General features: G+C 55.4%; 14 protein-coding genes. 4 read left to right on the top strand and 10 right to left on the bottom strand.

Annotated elements, in window-relative coordinates; translation table 11 throughout:
- Positions 1–89 precede the first annotated feature (89 nt).
- Complete coding sequence (locus ACQG2Q_RS02270; protein WP_022646843.1) at positions 90–1,055, top strand: DMT family transporter; 966 nt, start codon at positions 90–92, stop codon at positions 1,053–1,055.
- 80 nt (positions 1,056–1,135) lie between these two features.
- Here ACQG2Q_RS02270 and ACQG2Q_RS02265 read toward each other — a convergent pair whose 3' ends face one another.
- Positions 1,136–2,782 carry a methyl-accepting chemotaxis protein gene (locus ACQG2Q_RS02265; RefSeq protein WP_063849830.1) on the bottom strand — a complete coding sequence of 549 codons (1,647 nt, stop codon included), beginning with the start codon at positions 2,780–2,782 and terminating at the stop codon, positions 1,136–1,138.
- Positions 2,783–3,027: 245 nt separating this feature from the next.
- Between ACQG2Q_RS02265 and ytfE the strand changes: the two genes are divergently transcribed.
- Entirely contained in the window at positions 3,028–3,690 is a 663-nt protein-coding gene (gene ytfE / locus ACQG2Q_RS02260) for an iron-sulfur cluster repair protein YtfE (protein ID WP_023299148.1), read from the top strand.
- 86 nt (positions 3,691–3,776) lie between these two features.
- Here the strand turns inward: ytfE and cycA are convergent, their stop codons facing one another.
- Together cycA and fklB are read right to left on the bottom strand one after the other, a co-directional pair.
- Complete coding sequence (cycA, locus tag ACQG2Q_RS02255) at positions 3,777–5,186, bottom strand: D-serine/D-alanine/glycine transporter (RefSeq protein WP_022646840.1); 1,410 nt, start codon at positions 5,184–5,186, stop codon at positions 3,777–3,779.
- 314 nt (positions 5,187–5,500) lie between these two features.
- Positions 5,501–6,121, bottom strand: a complete 621-nt coding sequence (fklB, locus tag ACQG2Q_RS02250; RefSeq protein WP_022646839.1) for an FKBP-type peptidyl-prolyl cis-trans isomerase — start codon at positions 6,119–6,121, stop codon at positions 5,501–5,503.
- 231 nt (positions 6,122–6,352) lie between these two features.
- Here fklB and ACQG2Q_RS02245 point away from each other — a divergent pair, with 231 nt between their 5' ends.
- Positions 6,353–6,991: an OapA family protein gene (locus ACQG2Q_RS02245; RefSeq protein ID WP_063849829.1), complete on the top strand. Its 639-nt coding sequence runs from the start codon at positions 6,353–6,355 to the stop codon at positions 6,989–6,991.
- A 46-nt stretch (positions 6,992–7,037) separates the two neighbouring features.
- On the opposite strand, the gene ACQG2Q_RS02240 is transcribed toward ACQG2Q_RS02245, so the two are convergent.
- From ACQG2Q_RS02240 to rpsF, 5 genes are all read right to left on the bottom strand, one after another.
- The gene (locus tag ACQG2Q_RS02240) at positions 7,038–7,967 is read right to left on the bottom strand and encodes a DMT family transporter (protein ID WP_063849828.1); all 930 of its coding nucleotides are present in this window, start codon (positions 7,965–7,967) and stop codon (positions 7,038–7,040) included.
- A 152-nt stretch (positions 7,968–8,119) separates the two neighbouring features.
- On the bottom strand, positions 8,120–8,569 hold the full coding sequence (gene rplI, locus ACQG2Q_RS02235) for a 50S ribosomal protein L9 (protein ID WP_006810372.1): 450 nt from the start codon (positions 8,567–8,569) through the stop codon (positions 8,120–8,122).
- Between the two features lie 41 nt (positions 8,570–8,610).
- Positions 8,611–8,838, bottom strand: coding sequence for a 30S ribosomal protein S18 (gene rpsR / locus ACQG2Q_RS02230; RefSeq protein WP_000135199.1), 228 nt, complete (start codon positions 8,836–8,838; stop codon positions 8,611–8,613).
- Positions 8,839–8,842: 4 nt separating this feature from the next.
- Positions 8,843–9,157, bottom strand: coding sequence for a primosomal replication protein N (gene priB / locus ACQG2Q_RS02225; protein WP_022646836.1), 315 nt, complete (start codon positions 9,155–9,157; stop codon positions 8,843–8,845).
- A gap of 6 nt (positions 9,158–9,163) precedes the next feature.
- Positions 9,164–9,559 (bottom strand): 30S ribosomal protein S6, encoded by a 396-nt coding sequence (gene rpsF, locus ACQG2Q_RS02220; protein WP_003856034.1) that lies wholly within the window; start codon positions 9,557–9,559, stop codon positions 9,164–9,166.
- Positions 9,560–9,899: 340 nt separating this feature from the next.
- On the opposite strand from rpsF, the gene yjfY reads away from it, so the two are divergent.
- On the top strand, positions 9,900–10,175 hold the full coding sequence (yjfY, locus tag ACQG2Q_RS02215) for a DUF1471 family protein YjfY (protein ID WP_063849827.1): 276 nt from the start codon (positions 9,900–9,902) through the stop codon (positions 10,173–10,175).
- A gap of 133 nt (positions 10,176–10,308) precedes the next feature.
- Here yjfY and ACQG2Q_RS02210 read toward each other — a convergent pair whose 3' ends face one another.
- A complete protein-coding gene (locus tag ACQG2Q_RS02210) occupies positions 10,309–10,995 on the bottom strand; it encodes an L-ribulose-5-phosphate 4-epimerase (RefSeq protein ID WP_022646834.1) in 687 nt (228 codons plus the stop codon).
- The gene (locus ACQG2Q_RS02205) at positions 10,988–11,848 is read right to left on the bottom strand and encodes an L-ribulose-5-phosphate 3-epimerase (RefSeq protein ID WP_022646833.1); all 861 of its coding nucleotides are present in this window, start codon (positions 11,846–11,848) and stop codon (positions 10,988–10,990) included. The genes ACQG2Q_RS02210 and ACQG2Q_RS02205 overlap by 8 nt, the downstream gene beginning before the upstream one ends.
- Between the last annotated feature and the right edge of the window lie 4 nt (positions 11,849–11,852).

Below are 11,852 nucleotides of genomic sequence, written 5' to 3'. Positions count from 1 at the left end.
TCCCTGAGCGCTAATGCGCAACCTCATACAATACGCGTGCATCTGTGCCTCCTACACTGGCTACAACATGTATTACTGTGGACGAAAAGATGATTAGCGGCGTGTTGTATGCCCTGCTTGCAGGGTTGATGTGGGGGCTGATTTTCGTCGGCCCGCTGATTGTGCCGGAGTATCCGGCAATATTGCAGTCGACCGGACGCTATCTGGCGCTGGGGCTTATTGCCGTGCCGCTGGCATGGCTGGGGCGTGCGCGTCTGCGCCAGCTGAGTCGCCAGGACTGGCTCACCGCGCTGTGGCTGACCATGATGGGTAATCTTATCTACTACGTCTGCCTGGCGAGCGCCATTCAGCGTACCGGTGCGCCGGTGTCGACCATGATTATCGGCACGCTGCCGGTGGTCATTCCGGTTTTCGCAAACCTGCTTTATAGCCAGCGTGACGGCAAACTGGCGTGGTCAAAAATGGTGCCCGCGCTAGTATGCATCGCCGTGGGGCTGGTGTGCGTGAATATTGCCGAGCTACGCCACGGCCTCGAAAACTTCAGCTTGTGGCGTTACGGTTCTGGGATCTTTCTGGCGGTTATTTCGGTTGTCTGCTGGGCCTGGTATGCCCTGCGCAACGCACGCTGGCTGCGGGAAAACCCGGATAAGCATCCGATGATGTGGGCGACGGCGCAGGCGCTGGTCACGCTTCCTGTCTCGTTGCTGGGCTATGTGGGCGCGTGTGTCTGGCTGGGTAGCCAGCAACCGGCATTTACCCTGCCCTTCGGACCGCGCCCGTGGATATTCGTCGGGCTAATGGTCGCCATTGCCGTGCTCTGTTCGTGGGTTGGCGCACTGTGCTGGAACATTGCCAGCCAGAAGCTGCCGACGGTGATACTGGGGCCGCTGATTGTCTTTGAAACGCTGGCCGGGCTGCTCTATACCTTCCTGATGCGCCAGAGCGTGCCGCCGCTGCTAACGGCCTGCGGGATCGCGCTGCTGGTCGTTGGGGTGGTGATTGCGGTGAGAGCGAAGCCGGAAAAACCGATGGTCGTTCCGGCGTCGGAGGGGTGAGCTTTTCGACCAGCGGCGCTTAGCTTGCAGGGCCTACAAAACCGTAGGCCGGATAAGCGTCAGCGCCACCCGGCACAGTATCAGAACGTTTCCCAGTTCGCTTCAGACGCCGCTACGGGCTGCGCTTTAGGTGCATAGGTCTTTACCGGCGCGGCTTTCACCGCCTGGTTACGGGTGATCTTAAACACCGCCACCGCGTCGTTCAGGCGCGCGGCCTGATCTTCCAGCGCCGCCGCCGCCGCCGCAGACTCCTCCACCAGCGAGGCGTTCTGCTGGGTAACGCGATCCATCTCCGCCACCGCCTGGCCCACCTGGTCGATACCGCGGCTCTGTTCGTCGGAGGCCGACGCAATCTCACCCATGATGTCCGTCACGCGCGTAACTGCATTGACGATCTCTGCCATCGTCGCGCCCGCTTCATTTACCAGCTGAGAGCCCGCGTTAACGCGCTCGCCGGAATCATCGATCAGGGCTTTGATCTCTTTCGCCGCCTGAGCGCTGCGCTGGGCAAGGGTACGCACCTCACCCGCGACAACCGCGAAGCCACGCCCCTGCTCGCCCGCACGCGCCGCTTCTACCGCCGCGTTCAGCGCCAGAATATTGGTCTGGAAGGCAATGCCATCGATTACGTTGGTAATTTGCGCAATTTTGCTGGAACTGGTGGCGATTTCGTCCATGGTGCGCACCACGCCTTCTACCACATTTCCGCCCTTCTTCGCGGTGGAGGAGGCGTCCAGCGCCAGACGCGACGCCTGACGCGCGTTATCGGCGTTTTGCTTCACGGTGGCGGTTAACTGTTCCATGCTGGCTGCCGTCTCTTCCAGAGAAGCGGCCTGCTGCTCGGTGCGAGACGAGAGATCGTTGCTGCCCGCCGAGATTTCACCCGCGCCGGTGTAGATGGTATCTGCGCCTTCACGCACTACGCCCACCGTGTTGGCCAGCGCAGTCTGCATCTCCTGAACGTTGCGCGCCAGGATCGCCATTTCATTTTTACCCTCAGCCTGAATCGGCTGGGTTAAATCCCCTGCCGCAATGGCGCGGATATGGCAGATCACCTCTTCCAGCGGCAGCAGCAGCACGCGGCGCATCGCAATCCAGCTGGAAATAATCACCGCGATCACCAGCAGCATCACCGCAGAGAGGATCCACAGAATGCGTTTGTAGTCGCTTTCATTGTCTTTGATGCCTTTGTCGGTGAGCGCGGCCTGCGCCTCGCGCCATTCGCGATAGACCTTTTGCATCGCGGTCTGCTTCTGTTCGGCATTTTGTTTGAACATATCTTCCAGATTGCCCTGCCCCAGCAGAACGTTCATTTGCGTCAGCGTGGCGGAGTAGATGCGGTAGTGCTCTTCCAGCCTGTCGGCCAGGTGCTCGTCCATACCCGGCGTTTCCGGCAGCGCGTAATATTTATCGTAATGTGTCTGGGCATCAGCCAGCAGGTTTTTCGCGGTATTGACCAGCTCGTTCAGCTGCCCGCCATTAATCTGCGACGCCATGCTGCTTTGCAGACGCAGCATGCCGCGGTTAAGGGTGACACGCGCCTGATTCAGGCTGATCCAGGCGTCGGTAAACTCCGCGACGTTCTGGCTGGAAAGCTGAGAAACGGTGAAGTTCTCTTTGTCGTTATTGAGCGCATTAATGAAAATGCCGGCGGAGATCAGTTGCATGATGCCGAGCACAAGCAGCACCGAAATCAAAAGAGTAATGACTTTTATACGTTTAAACATGCGTTGCCTTTTTTATATACAGGTATTGTCTGACCTGTATCTATCGGCACGCGCGGTAGGTTGTTTACTGTTTCTCCACCTTTAAAAACTTTCGAAAGCCCTTTTCTGCATTCAATCAGCAAGTTAAAAGCACGCTTTTTTTGCGATCCACTTCTCATTTTTACCCTTGCCTCTAAAGGGTTATAGTATCCACATAAAGATGCATTTAAAATGCATCTTATATTCCTGATGATGAGGTAACTGCTATGGCCTTCCGCGACCAACCCTTAGGCGAGCTGGCGCTCTCCATCCCTCGCGCTTCAGCGCTGTTCCGTAAATACGATATGGATTACTGCTGCGGCGGTAAGCAAACGCTGGCGCGCGCAGCGTCGCGTAAAGAGCTGGATGTAGAAGCTATCGAAGCGGAGCTGGCTAAGCTGGCAGAACAGCCTGTCGACAAAGACTGGCGCACCGCGCCGCTGGCTGAAATCATCGACCATATCATTGTGCGTTACCACGACCGTCACCGCGAACAGCTGCCGGAGCTGATTTTACAGGCCACCAAAGTTGAGCGCGTTCACGCCGATAAACCTTCCGTACCGCGCGGCCTGGCGAAATACCTGACCATGCTGCACGAAGAACTATCCAGCCACATGATGAAAGAGGAGCAGATCCTCTTCCCGATGATCAAACAGGGCATGGGCAGCCAGGCAATGGGGCCAATCAGCGTGATGGAAAGCGAACATGATGACGCCGGCGAACTGCTGGAAGTGATCAAACACACCACCCACAATGTCACACCGCCGCCAGAGGCGTGCACCACCTGGAAAGCGATGTACAACGGCATCAACGAGATGATCGACGATCTGATGGAACACATCAGTCTTGAGAATAACGTTCTGTTCCCGCGTGCATTATCGGGTAAATAAAAAAGCCCGGTGGCGCTAGCGCTTACCGGGCCTACAACGTCCTCGAACGTAGGCCGGGTAAGCGACAGCGCCACCCGGCAACATGCTTAACGCATGCCAGCCATCCGTTTCTTACCGATAAACAGCCAGCCCAGCCCCAGCGCGATAAACCACAGCGGCGTGACGATGAGCGCCTGACGGGTATCTTCTTCCAGCGTCAGTAGCACCAGCACGAAGACGAAGAACGCCATGCATACCCAGCACATCAGCTTGCCCAGTGGCATCTTGTAGATCGACTTCTCATGCAGATGTGGACGCTGTTTGCGGTACACCAGGTATGAGCAGAGGATGATGGTCCAGACGAACATAAACAGGATCGCCGACACCGTGGTGATCATGGTGAACGCGCCGATTACGCTCGGGTTAACGTAGAGCATCACCACACCGCCCAGCAGACAGATGCAGGAGAAGGTCAGCCCTTTCGCCGGTACCGCACGTTTAGACAGTTTGGCGAACGCGCTCGGGGCAACGCCCTCCTGCGCCAGACCAAACAGCATACGGCTGGTGGAGAAGACGCCGCTGTTCGCGGAAGAGGCCGCAGAGGTCAGCACCACGAAGTTAATCAGGCTCGCGGCAGCGGGCAGCCCCACCAACACGAACAGCTCGACGAACGGGCTCTTGGTTGGCACTACTGAGCTCCATGGCGTCACGGACATAATGATGATCAGCGCGAACACGTAGAACATGATGATACGCAGCGGAATGGAGTTGATCGCGCGCGGCAGGGATTTCTCCGGATCTTTAGTTTCCGCCGCCGTGGTTCCCACCAGCTCAATCCCGACAAACGCGAACACCGCAATCTGGAAACCGGCGAAGAAGCCGCTGATGCCTTTCGGGAACCAGCCGCCATCATTCCACAGATGGGCAAACGAGGCCTGAACGCCAGTTGGCGACTGGAAGTGCGTCAGCACCATTACCAGCCCGACGACAATCAGCGCGATGATGGCGACGATTTTGATCATCGCGAACCAGAACTCCATCTCACCGAACATTTTAACGGTCGCGAGGTTGAGGCTCAGCAGCAGGACAATCACCGCCAGTGAGGCCACCCAGTCCGACAGGCCGGGGAACCAGAATTGGGCGTAGGCCGTAATAGCGACAACATCCGCCATGCCGGTAACCACCCAGCAGAACCAGTAGGTCCAGCCGGTAAAATAGCCCGCCCACGGGCCAAGCAGGTCTGACGCGAAGTCGCTGAAGGATTTGTATTCGAGGTTCGAGAGCAGCAATTCACCCATTGCACGCATCACGAAAAAGAGCATAAAACCGATGATCATATAAACGAAGATGATCGACGGGCCTGCAAGACTGATGGTTTTGCCCGAGCCCATAAATAGCCCTGTGCCGATGGCGCCGCCAATGGCAATAAGCTGAATGTGACGGTTCGTGAGATTTCGCCGTAGCGACTGTTCAGACGTCGCCTCTTCTGCGGCGGCGACTTTGACCTGATCTACCATGTGATATTTTCCTGTTTATGCCTGTCTGTGTTGTTAAGGCTCTTCTGGCCTTTAAATACGCCAAAAAAATGACGTTCCCTTTGTAAGGGCTTATCGATAGTAGGTAAGAATCGGCGGGATGAATACTATGATTTGAATATTATGTTAATAATATGTTGAAAGTGAGTGCCATATCACTCATACAGCGCGAAACAGCTCACAAAAATACACGTAACAGTTTCGTTTGCAATACAAAATGTTGATTCCGTCGTAACTCCAGGTTTTATCGCTATTTTCCTCTCCCCGATCGGAGAGAGGAAAATAAGAAAAACCGATTACAGGATTTCCAGCAGCTCGACTTCAAACACCAGGGTGCTGAATGGCGGAATGGACGCGCCAGCGCCACGCTCGCCGTATGCCAGGTTGTGCGGGATAGTCAGTTCCCATTTTGAACCTACTGGCATCAGGGTCAGGGCTTCGATCCAGCCTGCAATCACGCCGTTGACCGGGAATTCAGCCGGTTCGCCACGCGCGACGGAGCTGTCGAACACGGTGCCGTCGATCAGCTTACCGGTGTAGTGTACGCGAACGTGGTCGGTACGCGCCGGGATTGCGCCATCACCCTGATTGATTACGCGGAACTGCAAGCCGGACTCGGTGCTGTTCACGCCTTCACGCTCACGGTTCTCTTCCAGATATTTCACGCCTTCTGCCGCCATCTCTTCGAAACGCGCGCGACGTACGGTGTCAGCACGTTCGTGGATTTCACGCAGCGCACGGTGCACAACGTCAACCGGCACAGCGGGCTGCTTGCCTTCCAGCGCGTCAGCGATACCCGCCACCAGCGCTTCCGGTAACAGACCTTCCAGGCCGGATTCGCTCAGCTGCTGTCCTACCTGCAAGCCGATGCCGTAGCTTGCCTGCGCTTCGATAGTGTCAAAAGTCGGGGTGGTCATGGGTTTTCCTTCCATCACATTTAAAGTAGCGGGCAGCATATCAGCCATGCCCTTATGGGTAAAACTTTGTCTTAAGTAAAGGTGACAAACTGCGACGAAACGGAAACAATAGTAGCCGTCAGGATTTTCCCTAATATATGTCACGAAAGCTGGCTTTGTTACGCCCATCAGGCAGTTAGCAAACTACACTTCTCAGGACAGGATAAAAAGACGCGGAGCAGGAGGAGAGCCATGCCCGGGCGATTTGAACTGAAACCTACCCTGGCGAAAATCTGGCATGCGCCGGATAACTTTCGCATCATGGACCCGCTGCCGCCTTTGCACCGCAGAGGCATTATCATCGGCGCGTTGCTGATGGTCATCGGTTTCCTGCTTCCTTCCGGCAGTGACAACGTTGATACCGGGCCGGTAAGCCGCAATGCTGAGCTGGATATCCAATCGCAAAGCCAGTCGCAGCCTGATTCACAGCCGATGCAGACGCAACTGGTCACACCGTCTAACGATCCGGGCCAGGTTGCGCCGGTTGAACCTGAACCTGTTCAGGAAGATCAGGAGCAGGCCACCGCCCCTTCAGAGCCACAGGCGCAACAGCCCACCGGCATTGAGCAGCAGTGGCGTTCGTATCGCGTAGAGCCAGGGAAAACCCTTGCTCAGCTGTTCCGCGACCACAATCTGCCGGCAACGGATGTGTATGCCATGGCGCAAGTCGAGGGGGCTGGCAAGCCGCTCAGCAACCTGCAAAATGGTCAGATGGTGCAGATCCGCCAGAATGCCAGTGGGGTGGTGACCGGGTTAACGATCGATACCGGAAACGGGCAGCAGGTACTGTTTACCCGCCAGCCGGACGGCAGTTTCATCAGAGCACGTTAATGGCCCAGGCCGGGTAAGGCGATGCCGCCACCCGGCACTTTTGTTCTCAGGCACGCCGTTTATTCACCCACCAGATCCCCGAGCAGACCAGCACCAGCGCAATCGCGTATTTGATGTCCAGAATGTTTTCGCCGAGGAAGATGGCGGAGAGCACCGTCCCTGCTACAGGTATGACAAAGTTGAACGGGGCAATCATACTCACGCGGTTTACTTTCAGCAGCGCGCTCCACAGGGCGAACGCCACGGATGAGAGCAGCGTCAGATACCCCAGCACGGCGACGGCTTTCATGCTGTGCACCTCCAGCGTCCCGCCCGTGGCATAGCCTCCCACAACCAGTGCCGCCCCGCCTATCGCCAGCTGCCATCCCGTCATCACCGTCGGGTCAACGGTCTGGGAAATGCGTTTCCCGTAAAGCGTGGCCGCAGAGAGAATAAAGGCCGCCAGCACCACAAATCCGTCACCTTGCCAGACAAACTGGAAATCACTTAACCCGCCGTGGAAGTTCACCAGCATCACGCCGGTAAAGCCCAGAACACAGCCCAGCGTTTTGTTATAGCTGAGTTTGTCGTTGTGGTAGATAAAGTGCGCCAGCAGCACGCTGAAGAAGGTCCCGGTGGCATTCATGATCGAACCGTTCACCCCGGTGGTGTAAGCAAGGCCGATATAAAAGAAGGTGTACTGGATGGTGGTCTGGGTCAGCCCGAGGATCGTGAGCTGACCAAACTGCGTGGGTGTGAGCCTGCCAATCGGTTTACGCTGGGCCAGGGCAAAGAGCAGCAGCAACGCACCGGCAAACAGAAAACGGTATCCAGCAAAGACGACTTTGGACGGAATATCATCGGTCGCGATCTGGAAGAGTTCGTAGCCGCTTTTAATGGCCGGGTATGAGCTTCCCCAAAGCAGACAGCAGAGCGTGGCGCAGGCATAGGCCACATTTCGACGGGCAAAGACGGGCGTGGGCAGAGCGGTATCCATGACAAATCTCATAAATAAAATTGCGTTTCAATTTATTATCAGAGAATGCATCAGGAATAGCGACCTTACAATCGCAAAACATGACGTAGGGTCACGCTAAAAAGCAAAACGCCGGCACAAGGCCGGCGCTTCGACGTGAGCAGAGTAAAAAATTACTCAGCTACTACGTTAACAACCAGTTTAGCGAACACTTCGCTGTGAACCTGGAAGTCAACTTCGTGCTCACCAGTGGTACGCAGAACGCCGTTCGGCATGCGAACTTCGCTCTTAGCCACTTTAACGCCTGCTGCAGTGACTGCATCAGCGATATCGCGGGTACCGATGGAACCGAACAGTTTACCTTCGTCGCCGGCTTTAGACGCGATGGTAACGGTGCCCAGTGCGTTGATTGCTTCAGCGCGAGCGTTAGCAGCCGCCAGAACGTCAGCCAGTTTGGCTTCCAGTTCAGCACGACGTGCTTCGAAAAACTCTACGTTTTTCTTAGTAGCTGGAACAGCTTTACCCTGTGGTACCAGGAAGTTACGAGCGTAACCCGCTTTAACGTTTACCTGATCACCCAGGCTGCCCAGGTTTGCTACTTTATCAAGCAGAATAACTTGCATTACCTTATCCTCTTAAAGTCGTATTAATGGACCGTGCCCGATTACTGATGACGATCAGTGTACGGCAGCAGAGACAGGTAGCGAGCGCGTTTGATAGCGCGAGCCAGCTGACGCTGATATTTTGCACGAGTACCGGTGATACGGCTTGGGACAATCTTACCGCTTTCGGTGATGTAGTTTTTCAGCGTTGCGATATCTTTATAGTCGATCTCTTGAACGCCTTCCGCGGTGAAACGGCAGAACTTGCGACGACGGAAATAACGTGCCATTTGGCTAGTCTCCAGTATCTATCAAATCAATCTGCTCGGCATGCAGAACCATTTTGCTCAGGCCGTTCTTTGCCTTGTGGCAAGAGATGAACCCCTGAACGATTACTGCACTACCGACCGTTAAACTGTGAGTAATGGCCTGGTTTTCGTGTCCGCTAATGATAACGGGCATTTGGCACCACGCCTGCCGGTGAAACCCGGCTTCCTCTTGCACAGAACGATGCTCAAGCACGAACTGGCAATGCGGAATTCCTGATGGGCTGACCTTTCGAAGGGGGGTCCTGCACACGGTGCCGGACAACACCAGACGGTTGGTCATCAGAAATTACTCTTCAGAATCCCCAGCATCAGAATCATCTGCGGTTTCGTTTGCGAAATCATCGCGACGCTCACGGCGCTCGTCTTTCGCTTTAACCATCGGAGATGCTTCGGTCACTGCGTGTTTGGTACGCATAACCATGCTGCGGATAACGGCATCGTTGAAGCGGAAGGTAGTTTCCAGCTCATCAATCACTTCCTGCGGCGCTTCAACGTTCATCAGAACGTAGTGAGCTTTGTGCAGTTTGTTGATTGGGTAAGCCAGCTGACGGCGGCCCCAGTCTTCCAGACGGTGGATCGTGCCTTCTGCACCAGTGATGGCAGCAGAGTAACGCTCGATCATACCCGGAACCTGTTCGCTCTGGTCAGGATGGACCATAAAAACGATTTCGTAATGACGCATCGAATTGCTCCTTACGGATTATTCAGCCTCCTGTCTGGGTCAGCCGAGGCCCGGGGAGGCAAGGAACGTGTTAAAGGTCGGCTGAAAAATTGACGCGTCATAATACTTGCGCGCCCCGCTAAACACAAGGTGATTGCACAAATAATTCGCACAAAGGGTAAAGCTGTTCTAAGTGGGTGATTTAAAATCTCACTTATCAGAAACGCTGTTTTTTTGAACAACACCATCAGAAATGGTCACCCATCGCAACCCGAGTAGCGATTACACTTTAATCAGAAGCCTTAAGCAGAGAAGGAGAGCATTACCCCATATCACAGCACGCAGTCGTGGAGCGCATATCATGAAAAGAATCGCATTCACCATTTTGGCTGCGCTTTTGCTCAGTGCAAACGCGATGGCAGCCATCAAGATAGATAGCCGACAGGCCAGAAACATGGATGATGTGCAGAGCTTAGGCGTTATTTACATCAATCATAACTTCGCCACTGAAAGTGAAGCAGATCAGGCGCTTAATGAAGAAACCGATGCGCAGGGCGCAAAATACTATCACGTCATACTGACACGTGAGCCCGGCAGCAACGGCAATATGCGCGCCAGTGCAGATATTTACCAGTAACGCTTTATCGCCAGCACCAGGAAAGCCAACGAAAATCATAGCTATATATGATTGCCCCCTGCCGGGGGCTTTTTTTATGAATGGCTCCGGAATACCACCGGTTACAACTGTTTCGGTATTCCAGAGCACTTATTCACTTCTGCCCGTAATAAGCATTCGGGCCGTGCTTACGCATGAAATGCTTGTTCATCAGATAATCATCAATGCCCTGAAGCTGTGGGTTAATGCCGCGCGCAATCCACGCCATTCGAGCCACCTCTTCCATCACCACCGCGTTATGCACGGCGTCATGCGCATCTTTACCCCAGGAGAATGGACCATGCTGGTACACCACAATACCCGGCGTATGCAGTGGTTCCGTCTCACCCAGCGTTTCGATAATGACCCTGCCGGTGTTAAGTTCGTACTCGCCTTCGACCTCAGCCTGCGTTAACGCCCGCGTGCAGGGAATATCGCCGAAGAAGTAGTCCGCGTGCGTCGTACCCAAAGCAGGGATCGCCAGCCCGGCCTGTGCCCAGGCGGTGGCGTGCGTGGAATGGGTATGCACAACACCACCCAGGGACGGGTAACGCTGGTACAGCGCCAGATGGGTTGCCGTATCTGAAGAAGGACGCCATTTGCCTTCAACAACGTGTCCTTCCAGGTCAACCACCACCATATCGTCCACTTTCATGGCGTCATAGGCCACGCCGCTCGGCTTAATCACCACCAGCCCCCGATCGCGATCGATGGCGCTTACGTTGCCCCAGGTAAACGTCACCAGTCCATAGCGCGGGAGATCCATATTGGCCTCAAAGACCTGCTGTTTCAGCTTAAGCATGTTCCGCCTCCAGTAAGCCTGCCCGCGCCATGCGCTCGCGCACCCAGTCCCGGGCTTTCGCCACTTCTGCCGCCGGGTCGTCCGCGGTTTCGCTCCACATCTCAATCAGGTAAGGTCCGCAATAACCTGTCTGTTTGAGCGTCTGGAAGCACCGTTCGAAATCCACCACCCCGGTACCGAACGGTACGTTTTTAAACACGCCGGGACGGGTATCTTTTACGTGCACCGCCACGATATGCCCGATGCCCGCCTGCAACTCCATCTGTACGTCGTTATCCCATGCCGACAGGTTGCCGATATCCGGATAAAGCTGGAACCACGGATTGTTCAGATAGTGCGCGTAGCCCAGCGCCTTGCTAATGGAGTTCATCAATGGATAATCCATGATCTCCATCGCCAGCGTCACCTGCGCACGGCTTGCCATCTCAACGCTCTCTTTCAGGCCGTCACGGAAACGACGGCGCGTCTCATCGTTGGCTTCCTGATAGTAAACATCGTAACCCGCCAGTTGGATCACGCGGATGCCAACATCCTGTGCAAAGCGAATGGCTTTACGCATGATCTCCAGCCCTTCGGCGCGTACGGCATCATCTTCGCTGCCAAGCGGAAAACGACGGTGAGCGCTCAGGCACATGGACGGCACGCGCACGCCGGTTTCGGCAATGGCGCTCACCAGCGCCAGACGCTGGTCGCGGCGCCAGTCCAGGCGAGAAAGACGCTCGTCCGTCTCATCCACCGACATTTCGACAAAATCGAAACCCAGCTGCTTCGCCAGCTGTAACCGCTCCAGCCAGCACTCCCCCGCAGGGAGTGCCTTTTCATAGATGCCAAGCGGGACCTGTTTTGACAACATACCC

The sequence above is a fragment of the Enterobacter cloacae complex sp. 370H10 genome (assembly GCF_050031535.1).
GTDB lineage: Bacteria > Pseudomonadota > Gammaproteobacteria > Enterobacterales > Enterobacteriaceae > Enterobacter > Enterobacter intestinihominis.
This window is presented reverse-complemented; position numbering and strand designations above follow the sequence as displayed.